This window comes from Actinomadura sp. NPDC048021 (genome assembly GCF_040653135.1).
GTDB lineage: Bacteria > Actinomycetota > Actinomycetes > Streptosporangiales > Streptosporangiaceae > Spirillospora > Spirillospora verrucosospora.
The window spans coordinates 24,685-38,889 of sequence record NZ_JBEZJQ010000004.1 but is presented as its reverse complement, the minus strand read 5'-3'; the positions used below and the strand labels follow the sequence as shown (position 1 = coordinate 38,889).

Genomic DNA, 14,205 nt, shown 5'->3' with positions numbered 1-14,205 from the left:
CCGTCAATAAACGACACGAGAAATCGAGACATATTCATTGGCGCGTGTGTAGCGACGAATAATCTCAGCAGGGTGAGATGAGCGCTTCAATCATCACCTTCCGGCTTGCTGGGCGATGGCGCAGACTCGAAATGGTTAACGCTCACCCCGAAGCCAAATCTGTCCTTGCCGACGGCGTTTACGAGGGTGTCGTAAAGGTCTGGGCGGAGGAGTAGGTCGGCTCCGTAAATGGCTGGTTCAAGTGGACTGTAGTTGCCGTCGTGGATGAGGAATCCGCGCCATTGCCGGCCGACGATTGCTGCGCCGTGGTCGTCGACGAGGACGTGACGTAGTGCTGGTGCTTCGGGGCGAAGCCCAAGGAGAGCGATGACCTCGATCCGGGGGACGAGTGCGAAGGGTTGGAGACCAACTCCGCGCTCAGGCGCTGGGGAGCCCGATTGGCCCTTGTAGTCGATGAGTGCAGCGAGGGGCCCTTGCGTGGAGTTGATGGTGATGCGGGCATGTTCGGCGTCGAGGCTTGGTGCGAGGCGGTCGTAGCGGACGGCCCACGGGTTCGGCGCAGTGTGGGAGATCGGCATGCTATTGACCGGCGGTGATCCGTCGCACGCCTCGAGTCCGGTGGCAATTAGTAGTTGCCGGGCTGGGACGTCGGGGTAGCGGGTTGCGAGTGTCGCTTGCCGCTCGAACATCCCGAGCTGGACCCATCCTCGGTAGGGCTCCTCGATGACGCGTACCAACTCGCCATCTTCACCGGTGAGTTGCCGGACATCCGCGAGGGCCACTGCACCGGCAGGGGGCCACTTAGCGTCGTCTTCGACCCACGGGACGGGCGTCAACGACCAGTTGAGCACACTGGCTCGGGTTGGAGGCCGCGGAACCCTTGATGCTTCGCTGCGCAGCGCCCATCGTATGTTCGGTGCCAAGCGTTGTGCGAGATTGTGTTCGAACCGTCGAGGGTCTGATAGGACTCCTTCTAAGGCTCTCGCGGTCCGGATACCGGCAGCAGCGGCCTGTAGCTCGTTCTCGACGGCCTCTTCGTCCGCGAGGTACGCGTTCGGGATTCGTCGAGCCGATGGTGACCGCAGATGGTCGATCTGTTGGCCGAAGCGCTGTCCGATGTCGTCGACCCGCCCAGCAAGCCGGTCGACGATTGCTTCACGCAGTCCTGGGGGCTGGTTCGCATTCTTGATGAGGTCATCGAGGAAGAGGGTTACCAGGCCTTCAGCCCGCTCCTCCGGTGTCGGCGACGTCATTCGTGCTCCCTCATCAGGTCGTGAAACGCGGCACGCACCTTCGGGTCCGGTTCGGTCGCCGGCGGGTGCGGAACTGGCCGCCCGTGTGCATCCAGGATCTGGTCCGCGAGTACACGAACCGACAACCGATCCGTCCCTGCCAGCTTTGTCAACTCCGCCGCCATCTCATTAGTCAGCTCACCAATCGACAGGCAGGTGCGTACGACGTCCAACAGCCATGTGGTCCGGCCTGCATCCAACCCTGCCCTCAGTACGTGAACGAGTGCCGGCTGCCCAATCTTCGGGCGGCACATCACCAGCAGGGCGGCGGCGACGAGTGTCTGCCGCAGGTCCGCGCGGAGCGGGTGAGCGATCGTCGCCAGCGCAAGTGCCACCATCGCGACATCTAAGGTGTCCTGCGAGTCAGGGGTTGCGGTCGGCCGGTAGGTGTGGCCGCCCCGTTCCGCGATCCCCGGGAGCCGGTGTTGGATGATGGGGAGTGCAGCCTCCCAACATAGGACTGCCGTACCGCCCGGCGCGTGGGTCGGCGTCGCAGCGAGTGCTGCGACCACAGCCTGCGTCACCCCGTACGTGCGCTGCGCATCAGAAACGACCGTCTCGACAACCGCCGTCGCCAGCGTCCTCTCCGCAATAACCGAGTCCAGCGCGTGTGCCGCGGTCCACAGGTGTACGCGTTCCCGTCCGGCGAACCTGCGCCACCCTCCCCCGCCACGGATCCGGGTGTAGGCGAGTGTAAGGCAGTAGCTCGCGACCCTTTTCAACGAGTCGTGGGTGCTACCACTGCGGGCGGCGAGCCCCTCCCCAAGACCAGCAAATACCTCGTTGTTGGAATACGAAGCCACCTCACAGGCGACTTCGTCAACTAGCCTGATACCTGCCTCGGCCCCATGGGCTAGGGTCGTTTCGATAACACGCCACCCGATGGCGTTCGTGACCGCGTCAAGGTCCCATCTCGGAGCCGCATCATCCCTAGACCGCTGGATCTCGAACTCGCGTGCCGCGAGTACCGCACCGGCCGGGCCTTCGGGGACCACAGGACGCTGGTCGTTCACAAGTCGCTTCTGTATCTCCTGCGGGTCGGGCTTTGGGGTGGAGGCCCATGCGCTCTTACGCTCCTGCTCCGTGCGCGGCGTCCGGGCCAGGAAAGCCGCCCCACCCAGCCGGACGACTGCCTCGACAAGCTCGGGTGTCACCACGGACTTGGGTTGGTCGCTGGAGTACAGCATCGGCTGATCGTCGTAGGTCGCCGCGACGTTGTTCGCAACGATGGAAAGCATCACGTCTGTCTGCGGGCTCTTGCCGAGCTCATCCTCGAGTCGGGTGAGGAGTTGGAGATCGGTGGTCGGACGACGCCAATCCGTCCCGACGGTGAGGCGCAGGGCCGCCAAGATAATAGGGTCCGCCGCCATGACCTGGGTTTCGAGCAGGTGAGTGTGTGCGGTGTACGCGCGCCTGTCTTCGAACCCGAGCTCGCTGAGGAGGGTGTCGGCGCCGTCGAAGGCGGCGGCGGTCGGATCAATGGTTGCGGCCTTCTCCCACCACAGGTCTACGAAGTGTGAGGTGTCGCGGCCGTCGGTGTGTTGCCTCACCAGGTAGACGAGATCGACGAGCTTCTCCAGGCAGGAGCGTGCGGTGTCGATGTCGACGTCGGCGATGTCTTGAACGCTATCGATGATTTCGGAGGCGGTGAGGTCCTTGTGTCCACCGTAGCTGGCGAGGAGTAGGCAGGCGCGGCGCCAACATTCGTCGGCTTCATCCTTGGCTCCCGCGGCGATGCAGATGCGGGCCGTTGCGAGTTCGAAGTCGGCAGTGACGCGGTACTGGGTGTTGGTGTCGCGGCGTCGGTCTCGGATGACCTCCATCAGGGCGTGGATGGCGTCGACGCCTATGTGGTCGGAGACGCGAGACAGGATTTCGAGGAGGTCGTTGGTTACCAGGGGTCCATTCTCGGGCAATCCGAAGTTGGTCGTGGTGGTGGTGCCGTCGCCGATCGCGACAAGGTGGGCGAGAACCGGATCAAGATCGCTGGGTTGGACGACAACGAGCGAGTCCTCGACGACCTTGTGGATGAATGAGTGAATGGAATATAGGTCGCACGCTCGTGGGTTCCCGGTGAACGGATGTGCTTCTGCCGCGAGGTCTGCGAGCGCGACCAGGACGGCCGTGGAGGCTGCTTCGGCCGTGGTGACATCTGCGGCGACGTCGTCTGCGATACCGATGGTCCCCACGGAATACCGCAGCCAGGCGCGATAGAAGCCGACGCCTGCGAGTTGGCCCACGTACCTGAGTGGCATGGTCCGGTCGAGGGTGTGGGCGAGTGTGAGGAGCGAAAGCCACCGTTGGATGCTGTCGTAGGTTACGGGGCGACCGTCAAGCACGGCATCGGTGGCGGCCTGGATGTCCGCTTCGAGGTCGGTGGTTCCCAGCCCTGCGAGGACATCAGTGGCCGGGATGCTGTGGTCCAGGTACCTGACGATGTCGAGTGCCGGCGCAAGCGTCCACGCCTGCCGGGCGAGGTCGGTTGGGTTCGGTAGGCCAGGTGCCCCAGATGCGGCGAGGTCGGCGAGTTTCAGGTAGACCCGGGCGGCCTTGTCGGGGTCGGTCATCGCGGCGGCGACATCCGGCATGACGCCTGCCGGGAGACCGGCAGTGAACACCTCGACGAGGTCTTCGAGTGACGCCTTGTGATCCTGTTTGAGGTTTTCGGCGACCTGCTCAGCCAGGTTCGGCGGGATGTCACCCCGCTGGTTATGGCGGCGGAGCGCGCCGAGCTGGATGGCGAGGTGGAGTGCGCCGTCGTGATCGGAGCTGTAGGTGGAGCGTTCGCGCTTCGATTCGGATTCGCGGGCGTCGATGTAGGCGTTCCATGGGGCCGCGGCCCCGGCTCGGTCCACGGACTCACAGATGCGAAGGCCCCACCGTGCCGGGAATGTTGGCCGTCCTTCGTACATAAGCCGCTCGGCTACGACGTCGGCACCAACGATGGCCACCACGACGTCCGCGTACTCGACAATCGAGTCGATCAGCGACTCGGACTCGTAGGTGTCAATCGCCTTGCGGGTCTCGACGCAGGCAATCAGGGTTGGCCAGTCGAGCCGCACTTCGCTTTCACGGGCAACGGTTCCGACGACCCGCTGAAGCGCCTCCGGCGGTTGGAACGCACGAATTCCTTCGGCGACGAACCCTGGCTGGATGAGCTCCTTCAACTCGTCGTACCGGTCCAGGCGTGCGAGGAGCTCGGGAAGGTGCCGGAACGCCCGCGCGTCGGTGAAGAAACCACGAGCCGCGAGCCAAGCGGCCGCTCTTTCACGAATGGACGCGACCCACTCGTTGTCCTGGTCGCGCAGAATGTGTCGGCTAAAGCTCTCGTGATGGATGCGCAGGCCACCGAGGCCGGGTTGTGAGTTCAGCACGGGTGCGAGCGTCTTGAGAGCGGGTGCCAGAACCGGCTTCATCGGTGGAAGCATTTCGCCAAGCTCATTCACGGACAGCGCGAAGTCGCACACCGCAAGGGTGCCAATGGCGAACAACTGGTCGGGAGTCATCGCATCGAGCAAGTACTCGTAGTACGTGTCGACGTCAGTGGCCGTCTCGGGGACAAGCGCCAGCCGGTGAATGATGTCGTTGACGCTGCCCGGTGCTTCGTCGTCATCGAGCGGAGAGATACGGATCGCGTACCGGCACAAGTAGGTGGCGTATAGCGCATTGCCACCAGAGCGGTCGTGGACAAGGTCGACGATCGCGTGTTCGTCGTCATCGAGCGGCTCAGTCCCTTCGGGGCCGATGAGCAGCCCATGCGTGGTCACGAGAGTGCGGATCTCCTCCCATGACATGCGCGGGATCTGGACCAGACCGCCGGTCGCAGGTGCTGCGTTGGCCAGGTGAGAACCGGGTTGGCTGGCGATAAGCATGCATACGCCAGGTGGGAGATCGATGGCAGCAAGCTGTTCAACAAGCACGCGCGAGGGGTCCATCTGCCGGCCGGTACGTCGGCCTAAGACCCGGTCAACGTGGTCAAGACCGTCGACAATGAGAAGTACGCGCCGCCCAGGGCGCATGTAGCGGCATGCCTGGACTGCGACGGCGAGCGCCTCCGGGGTGGCGGCGAACCTGGGCCGGAGGTTCGTGGTGGCTTCGGGCACGGTTTGTTCGAGCTGCCGCAGAAGGCTTCCGATGACAACGTCGGTGAGGACGCGTTCCTCTCGGTTGAGGTCAGTGGCACCGAGCCAGCAGTGGTGCCGGGCAACAACCCAATCTTCGTCGCGGTAGGCATCTGCGAGTTGTTGACACAGCCACGATTTACCAACGCCGGGTTCCCCAGTCACAACGACGCGGCCACCGGTGGGAGCGACGGAGTCGACATGTTTACGCACCTCGACAGCAGCGCCGACCCGGGCCACGACGACAGCCGTTTCTACGGGGTGTCCTTCGGCAACGGCACCGAAGTCGGTGGTGAGCCCGACCTGGGGGAGAACGTGCTCTCGCATGACGTTCCCGTCAAGTGCGCGGGCCTTTGTGGCTGCATGAGCCAGGGCAAGCGCTGCGTATTCGGGTGGGATGTCGGTGTTAGGGGGTCGGCCAGCACCGAGCTCTTCGATAACACGGCGCAGCAACGCGCGCTCAGCAGGACCGGGCGCGGAGAAATCGAGCGTCGAGGCCGGGGCGCTGGTGTCGATCGTGAGAAACTTGCACGCCCTGCGGATCTGCACCTCAGTAAGTCCAGCAAGACGCGTTCTCCAGGGTTCAATTTCCTGGAGAGCCGTCGGGTCGAACTTGAACCTGCGGGTGGCGAAGCCCGGCAGCGGGTCGCCGGGGTCGTATGCCGTGTGGATGGGTTTTAACGCGGCGGCGAGGTCCTCATCCGGGTCACCGTCGCGAACGATGACCCGGTACGTAGTGCCGGGATGCTGGTCCAGATCGCTCAGAAGAGAGCCGAACAGCAAGTCGAGCCGAAGACTCCGCCCGTCTCCGGAAAAGCTGTCCTTGGACAGTTCGCGATCGAGACTCGTGTGCTTGATCTGGATGCGGACCCGCCGACCGGTCCCGTAGCCGATGGTCAGGTCATCGAACCGGTCGCCGGTGAACCCCTTGGTGTCAACCATGATCTTTTCGGCAGCGCCTAGCATCAGGTCGACAAGGGCGATACCGGTGACGAGGTCTTGGTACGCGTATCCGTAATGCGTCGCCCTCAGGTTCATGCGCGTCCCCAAACTGGTCCCACTCGGCAAGTCGGGTCCCAAAGGAAGCCCCCGTCGCGCTCGAGTGAGTCGATGATGGCACGCGGAACCGACAGAGTCGTGTCCCACCGCACAGGTCAGACACCCCGTGTCGTTTGGGCGTCAAGCGGCCGTGGGCTTGGATGTGATGTGACCAGGCGGTTGCTTCGTCGTAGAGGGTGCGGCTCTTGAGGCATCCGTGAAGGATGCCGACGAGGCGGTTGTTGCGGACGTGGCGGGCCTGGACGGTGTGCCTCTTGCCGGAAGCCCGGGTGATCGGTCTGGTGCCAGCGTAGTCTTGCGTGCTTTGGCGGAGACGTAGCGGGTGGGGTCGTCTCCGAACTCGGCGAGCACCCGGGCGCCGGTAATCTCCGCGATGCCGGGCATCGACAGGTAGATCTCAGCGTTCGGGTGCGTTGGAAATGGGCTTTCACCTGCTCCTCGATCGCCGCTATCTGATTCTTCAGCGCGGTGATCAGATGGCGTGGGCGGCGGCGGTGACCGGCTCGGGCAGACAGAGCTGTCGTTGGCGCAGCGCGGTCTGGATCCTGGCCGCTTTGGTGTCCCGGTCGCGTCGGCGGGCGCGGGCTAGGACGGCGGTGATCTGGGTGCGGGTCAGCTTGGCCCCGGCTGCCGGGGTGGATGCCTTGATCAGCAGTTCCAGTGCGGCCGTGCTGGTCAGCGTAGGCGTTCAGGGCGGCGGGGAAGTACTCTCGCAGCGTGCTGCGCAGCAGCTGGAAGGTGCGGGTGCCTTCCCAGATCAGGGTCTGGTGGGCGCGGGCGACATCCTTGACGGCCTGGGCCTGAGCGCTATCCACGGCCACCGCCCGCAGTTGGGCCCGGTCGATGCGGACCATGTCGGCCAGCGCGTGTGCGTCACCCTTGTCGCTCTTGACCCTTGTCGCTCTTGGCCGCCAGAGGAGGCGTACCCGCTCCTTGAACCTGGCCACCTGCCGGAATTTGATCGCGTAGACGCGGTAGCCGGAGGCGATCAGGGCCTGCACCCACGAGCCGCGGTCGGTCTCGATCCCGACCACGCGCCTCCCTCACGGCAGGTGAGCCACTCGGTCACTCGACGACCCGACCCGATGACTGGACAGTCTCCGACAACGCCGATGGGGCTCCTGCACCGTCGGTGTTCTGGCACCCGACCGATCTCCTAGCATTGAACGATGCGGAGCCGAAGTGCCCACTCCATGCCGGAGGCGCTCTATCTCGACTGCCACGACCTGGACAGCGCGCTGCGCTCGTTCGCCATCGTCGGCGATCGCCCTGAGAGCGCGCTGGTTGAGGCCATCGCGTCCTATGACGTCGATTGGGACACCGCGACAGAAGAAGCTGAGAGTTCGGTGCCACAGGAGGTGTTCGGACAGCTCGAGCTATCCGAAGAAACCTTCACTTTCGCTGGTACGTGCTTCTTTCATGGCACGCGAAGCATGGACCCGGCACGCTTTCAGCGCGAGGGCATCCTTCCCCTCGGCCATATCGTCGACCAGATCTGGAGCGACCTCCACCAGCTGATCTCTGCCGAGATCAGCCCAGCGGCGTGGCTGGACCACCGGCGGGCGGTGGAGGCGGGTGCCGGAGGCCATTCCGGGTGGCTGTACCGCTTGAAGACACAGGGTGCCGCGTTCCATGGAGGACCGTACGCCTACCTGATACGCGACCAGCACCTGTCCACCTTCTATGGGCACCACGACTACTTGGCGATCCCGGAAATCGTTCAAGACATAGCACGGACCTGCGACTTCGGCCTGCAGGAACTCTTCGAAAGCGCGGCCAGCCCTCACATCGTCAAATTCCGTACAGCCGAGACGACGACACACGCGATTCACACGGCCTTTTGGTATATCCATGCTTCTCTACGTGGAGAGAAGCTGGGCTGGCACCATATCTACGGTCACGATTGCCGCAATGTGGCCGTTCCGCCAGACGACGTCCTGGAAGTCACGCCGGTTTCACAGTGATCTCCCTGCCCATGGCGCAAGACGTCGTCCCCACCGTGGAGGCCGGGCGCTCGACGACTCTCCGGCACCTAAACGTGGCGTCCGGGCGGCCTCGGTCGCCCGGCGTCTTTCGATCTTTGCCGTTATCGGCTCGGCCCGTTTGCTCTCGGCCAGCGGAACGCGAGCGCGAACGCGATCGTGGCCGTACGGCCGGAGAAGGCGATCATTGGGGCCGCGGAATGAGTAGCTCCTTCCTAACGAGCCGAGGACGATAGAGTTGCCGATCATCGATCGGCCAGTCGCTGACCGGGCGGGTGCAAGCGCCCCCGGTCGTGACGTACCTCTGCCGGTACCCCACAGATGGAGACACACCCATCGTCGCGGGCTGCGGTACGCTGACCGGTCGGTTGGCGATCAGCGGCTTCTTCACGCTCGGCGGTTGAGCCGTCCCTCGCCCTCTAGATCCCTGCTGGTATGGCATCAGTACGCTCTTCCTCCTGGGCCGGCCGCTTGCGGGGCTCCTCGGGTCAGAAGTTCGTGCCGGCGAGAGCGGGAGCACAACCTAACGCACATGGCGAGGCCGAGGTCACGGGCTTGGCTATGCGTCTGCGGGACCGGAACTCGGGAGTGCTCCCGGCGAATCGGTCGCGATCGGGGCCGGGTCACGCCGGCCTGGCCGCGAGTTTCGTGGCGGACCGGTAGCGTTTCCCCACGCCTCGACGACCGCAACCGGAGCAGCTCGGAGGACCTCCCCCAGTGAACATCCCTGACATCGAGTTCACGCGAATTCGGTCGCTGGGCCCGGGCGGGCAACGCGACGGGTATGAGCAGTTCATCTGTCAACAGGTCGCACAGGAGCCGCCCACGACTGAGGCCAGGTTCGTCTCATTACACGGAGCCGGTGGCGATGGCGGCGTCGAGTGCTACTGGACGCTGCCTGACGGCACCGAGCACGGCTGGCAGGCCAAGTACTGGACCACCCACACTGACGTCAACAAAGCCCAACTCGACGGGTCCGTCGAGGCCGCCCTGGACCAGCATCCGAAACTGACCAAGTACACGATTGCCATCCCTGCTGATCCGACCGGCCGCACCGGAGGTCGCGGCAAGTCGCTCCTGGAGAAGATCAACAACACAGGGGGGTGGCTCGAGGGCTGGAAATCCATGGCCACCATGCGCGGTATGACGGTGGAATTTGAGTTCGAGTGGGCGACGAACATCCTTACCCGTCTCGAACGCCTTGACCCCACCGGAATCCAGCGCCGGTACTGGTTCGACGCCGATGTCCTCGCCGCCCCGTGGTGGGAAGACCGGCTGCAAGAGGCGATCGACGCCGCCAGGCCCCGGTACATGCCCGAGGTGAACGTTGAGGTACCCGCCGCCAGGTCTATTGCGGCACTCTGCTCCGACGACGAGTGGTGGGCGGTCGTCATCGACCAGATCGATGAGGTCAACAACTCCGCTCGCCGCGTGCGCAACGCTGAGAAGGAAGTGCTCGCCGCAGACCTGAACGCAGCCCTCGACGCCGCCACCAAGGTCACTGATGCGCTAGCCGCATGGCACACCTCGCGCACGACAGCTGGACTCGACGACCTCGCTCAAGCGCTCGATGAAGCCTCGAGAATAGTTAGCGGCCAAGAAGCTGCCGAAGGCGCAGCGATGGACGCCAAGTATCCCGACGGCTGGGACACCCGGAGTTGGCGGCAGTTCCAGGTTGAGTACCAGGTGTCGTTCCCCGCGGCAGCCGTCGATGCTCTGCGCGAACTCGGCAAAAAGCTCACTGACGCCACCGGCCTCCTCATCAGCCCGGTCGGCCGGCTCGCCGCCGCCCAGGTCGCACTGATGACGGGTGCCGCCGGTATCGGGAAGACCTGTCTCGCCATCGACGCGGTCGTCCGGCGCCTCGGCCAGGGCCGCCACAGCGTCATGATCCACGGCCGTTGGTTCACCGACCGCGACCCGCTAACCCACCTGCGCGACGTGCTCAAGATGCCGGCCGACCTCACCAGTGAGGAGGCCATCGCACTCCTCGACGAGAGCGCCCGCGTCGCAGGCGTCCCGGCCCTCCTCGTCATCGACGCGCTCAACGACACCCGCCCACGGTCCATGTGGCGCGACAACCTCGACCGGCTCATCACCACCGTCGGCCGGTACTCGAACGTCCGGCTCCTTCTGACCGCCCGCACGCACTACGTCGGCCAGGTCCTCCCGCCCGGGCTCACCCTGGCGAAGTTCGAGCACACCGGGTTCGAAGGGGTCGAGTTCGAGGCGGTCAGTGAGTACGCCGCGTTCTACGGCCTGGAACCGCCGACGTCGCCGCCCATCCACGGCGAGTTCGACAACCCGCTTTACCTGCGTCTGGTCTGCGAAGCGCTCAAGAGCAATACCCGGCTGTCCCTAGACCAGGCCACCATGGGCCTCGGCGAGCTGACCCAGATGGTCCTTGACAATGCGAACGACATCGTCAGTGACCGGATTGATGCCTCACCGTCCGACCGCGTCGTCCACCAAGCGATGCACGCCCTCGCCTCAGCCATCGCCGACGGCGGCGGCGATCCGCTGCTGACTCGTACCCAGGCCCAAGCCCAGCTGGCACCGATCTGGTCCGACCGGAGCGCCGAGAAGTCACTCCTCGACGCGCTCATCGCCCAAGGGCTTCTCGAAGAAGACATCGTCCCGGATGGCAGCCCCTACGGCGCAGACGTCATCGCCATCACGTTCGAACGCGTCGGACACCACCTCATCGTCTCCGACACCCTCTCCGACGTCACCGACGCCGCCGGCATCACGGCCCAGCTTGGCGGTCGCCTCGGCAGGGTCATCGGCCTCGGCGGTACGATCGACCTCGGCCTTCTCGAAGCAACCTCCATCGTCGTCGCGGAACGGTTCGGGCTTGAGCTCACCGAGTTCCGCATTGAGATCGGTGACGACGACGCCATCGCGGCGGCCGTCGTCGCCGGAATCGGATGGCGCAACGACAGCTCAATCACCGACGCCACCCGCGACATCGTCATCGACGCGCTCCGCCGAAACGACGTGTGCTCCGACACGCTGACAATGCTGTTCCGTCTCGCCGCCCGGCCCAGCCACCCCCTGAACGCCGACTGCCTCCACGCGTTCCTCACCGGCCTGAACATGGCGGCTCGCGACTCGTTTCTGCCCGGCTGGTTCCACATCACCCACGGCACCAGCGGAGCAGTCGACCGGCTCATCCGGTGGGCCAGGGAGAAGCCGCTGGACTACGTCGGTGAGCAAACCACCCGTCTGTGGGTCACAGCGCTCCTGTGGGCCGCCAGCGCCAGCGACCGCCGCGTCCGAGAACCGGCAACCATCGCGGCCGCCCGTCTACTGACCCGCCACCCGAGTAAGGCGGCCGGGCTGCTAGACCGCTTCACCGTGGTAGACGACGAGTGGGTCATCGAACGAGCCTGCGAGGCCCCATACGCGGCCCTCCTTGTGAGCGGCACCCAAGACGACTGGGTGGCCGCAGCCGAGGTGGTGTGGAAGAACGTCTTTTCCGTGCCGTCGGCGGTCACCCCAAACGCCGCCGTGCGTGATGCCGCTCGCAGCATCCTCGAAGCCGCCAACGACCGCGGAGCTCTCCCCGCTGGCGTCACCGTCGACCAGTTCCGGCCGCCCTACACCAGCGACTGGCCCCTCACCTGGCCCACCGACACAGACATCGCCTCGTACGACACCAGCAGCTACCCGAAGCTGGTCCACTCGGCCACCGGCGACGACTTCTTCATCTACCAACTCAGTCCCGAACTCCGAGACCGCCCCGGCATCGACCTTGCCTCTGCCGCCCGGTGGGTCGTCACCGAAGTCATGCGCCTCGGGTACCAGCCCCACCTCCACGCGTCCTTCGACGGGTACGTCCTCGGCAAGTTCGGCTTCGGCCGGTCCAAGCCAGCATGGATTGAACGCATCGGCAAGAAGTACCAGTGGATAGCACTCAATCGCCTCATCGGCATCGTCTCCGACCACGCCCCCAAAACCCCCGATAGCTGGGACCCGCCAGCGCCCGCCGTCCCTGGCCCACACACCGACATCTCCCGGCAGGTCGACCCGACCGTCGTCGAGTTCTCCCCCAAACCGACCCCACGTTCATGGGTGCCCGCCTACAACTGGGTGCCCACCGTCGCGAAGACCGACGCCGAGTGGGTCGCCGACGACACCGACCTCCCCGACATCGCAGTCAACGAAGCCGTCTTCGAAGGCCACCCCCACATCGTCCTGGCGGGCACCTACAACTGGAACAACGGCTCCGACACCACGAAGCGCAACCGGGGTATTTGGGCCCACCTCTACGCCCATCTGGTCGCGACCCAGGATCTTGCTACCGCCATAAGCGAGCTCGAAGGGCGCGATCTCCTCGACCAGACAATCGCCAACAATCCCGAACTGCACCACGGATACGTCGGCGAATTCCCCTACGGCCATCACCATGGAGAAGAACTCCACATGATGCGCCATGAATGGACCGAGCCACTCACCGTCCCCACCCAGCCCGCCGCCTGGCGCCTCCTCGGCGAGTACGAGTACGCCCCCGGAGACCAGAACACCATCTCCCTATACATGCCCGCCCCCGAGTTCTTTGGACTCGCTCCCGGCGAGCTCCGATGGAATGGGCGTAACGGCTGGACCGACCAAACGAGCCAGGTCGTCGCGACCGTTCGGCACGCGGGCAAACTTGGACAGAACGAACTCCTCGTTGACGCTGAGTGGCTCGAACGGTGGCTCATCGCCGAGCAGAAGTCGATCATCTGGGTCGAGAACACCGGCAAGGACGTATACAGAGACCTCGGCAGCGGAGACAACCACCCTGGGAGGCTGGCCCGCTCCCAGGTACGGTCCTGGACCCCCGGGGAAAACATGCAGACCGCTGCACCCGGCTGGTACCGCCTCGCAGCCAGCACCTCCTGAACCTCGCGATCGGCGCGAACGGCAGGTTGCATCATCCTATCCACTTGCTCGCCTACGATGTCTTGCCAGACCCCGCATGTGCAAATGGTTTGTCTCCGGGATGATCATATTTATTTGCACATATCCCCTGTCGTCTCTCGGTGAGCCGTACCGGATCGCGATCGGAGGCTAGGGCATCCCCTATGCGCCACCGCGGGCCGGCGGAGGTTCCGACCCGCATGTGTGGCGTCTCGCGAACGTCCGCACATGCCGCAATGCGCGCACCGAACGGACGACTGCATGATTTGGTCAAACAGGGCCATGACCATAGGTCCACGCGCTGGTAGTCGCACCTGGGCAGCGATGAGCCCTGCGCCGCCTCGCGGCGCTCCTCTGTGACCACCGCGATCGCTTCTAAATGCCTCGCCGGCCCCGATGCTGCGGCGGCCGTAGCGGCGGATCTCAGGCCGGGAACCTGCTCGACGCAGGTCTGCCTAGCGCAGGCGTCGTTGCCGCACTGGAACCGGTGAGCCGCAGATGGATCAGCACCTCTGCCGACCGACCGCCGTGTTGGATAGGCACCGCTCGTACTGGCTGTGCCTGCACTGCGACCACGTTCCGCACGCCGGCCTCAGGACCTTCTCGCCCACAGCGTCCGTCTCCGAAGATCATGGCAGTCGGCGTGCTGCCTCCCAAACTCCATCGATACGCACGGACGAACACCCGGGTTCCATCAGGGACGAAGGGGTAGCCGCAGCCAGTTCGTCTACGGGAGCGACCGGACTCGCACGTGGACTGTGGCGACTTCGCACCTTCCGGCGCCAGCGGGCAGCCCTACGCCTGCTCGGCAGATCCCGCCGGGCCTTCCCCCGACACCCGACCCGC

General features: G+C 64.9%; 5 protein-coding genes. 2 read left to right on the top strand and 3 right to left on the bottom strand.

Going from position 1 to position 14,205, the window contains the following annotated elements; all coding sequences use genetic code 11:
• Positions 1 to 86: 86 nt before the first annotated feature.
• From AB0C87_RS08320 to AB0C87_RS08310, 3 genes are all read right to left on the bottom strand, one after another.
• Positions 87 to 1,253: a hypothetical protein gene (locus AB0C87_RS08320; RefSeq protein ID WP_360576916.1), complete on the bottom strand. Its 1,167-nt coding sequence runs from the start codon at positions 1,251 to 1,253 to the stop codon at positions 87 to 89.
• Entirely contained in the window at positions 1,250 to 6,451 is a 5,202-nt protein-coding gene (locus AB0C87_RS08315) for an ATP-binding protein (protein ID WP_360576915.1), read from the bottom strand. Before AB0C87_RS08315 ends, AB0C87_RS08320 begins: the two co-directional genes overlap by 4 nt.
• A 116-nt stretch (positions 6,452 to 6,567) precedes the next feature.
• Positions 6,568 to 7,473: a transposase gene (locus tag AB0C87_RS08310; protein ID WP_360577137.1), complete on the bottom strand. Its 906-nt coding sequence runs from the start codon at positions 7,471 to 7,473 to the stop codon at positions 6,568 to 6,570.
• Between the two features lie 192 nt (positions 7,474 to 7,665).
• Here AB0C87_RS08310 and AB0C87_RS08305 point away from each other — a divergent pair, with 192 nt between their 5' ends.
• Entirely contained in the window at positions 7,666 to 8,436 is a 771-nt protein-coding gene (locus AB0C87_RS08305; RefSeq protein ID WP_360576914.1) for a hypothetical protein, read from the top strand.
• A 735-nt stretch (positions 8,437 to 9,171) separates the two neighbouring features.
• Positions 9,172 to 13,341, top strand: coding sequence for a hypothetical protein (locus AB0C87_RS08300; RefSeq protein ID WP_360576913.1), 4,170 nt, complete (start codon positions 9,172 to 9,174; stop codon positions 13,339 to 13,341).
• Positions 13,342 to 14,205: the final 864 nt, after the last annotated feature.